Here is a 536-nt window from a genome sequence, read left to right on the forward strand (position 1 = left end):
GGCAAGGCCTTGCGGTCGAGCTTGCCGTTGGGCGACAGCGGCAGGCTGTCCAGTGCCAGCCACTGGTTCGGCACCATGTAGTCCGGTAGGCCACGGCGCAGATGCTCGGCCAGTTGTGCCTGCCAATCGGCGGTTTCGCCGGTCAGCACCACATAACCGACCAGCTGTTTGCCGTCCGGCACCGTTACCACGGCTTCACGCACCAGGTCGTGCTCCAGCAGGCGCGCCTCGATCTCACCCAGTTCGATGCGCAGGCCACGTAGCTTGACCTGGTGGTCGATACGCCCGGCGTACTCGATCACCCCGTCCGCGCGGTAGCGCGCCAGGTCGCCGGTGCGGTAGATGCGCTCGCCATTGCCGTATGGGCTCACGGCGAAACGCTCGGCGGTCAGCCCCGGGCGGCGGTGGTAGCCGCGCGCCAGGCCTGCGCCGGCCAGGTACAGCTCGCCCAGCACGCCCACCGGCACCGGTTGCAGCTCGGCGTCGAGGATGTAGCAGGCCAGGTTGGCGATCGGCTCGCCGATCGGCACGCTGTC

Annotated in this window: 1 protein-coding gene; it reads right to left on the reverse strand. The window is 69.0% G+C overall.

The window, feature by feature from the left end:
* The coding region (locus WCE05_RS25930; protein ID WP_368816829.1) for an AMP-binding protein at window positions 1-536 on the reverse strand (536 nt) is incomplete at both ends.

Source organism: Pseudomonas sp. I2, from assembly GCF_040984075.1.
GTDB lineage: Bacteria > Pseudomonadota > Gammaproteobacteria > Pseudomonadales > Pseudomonadaceae > Aquipseudomonas > Aquipseudomonas guariconensis_B.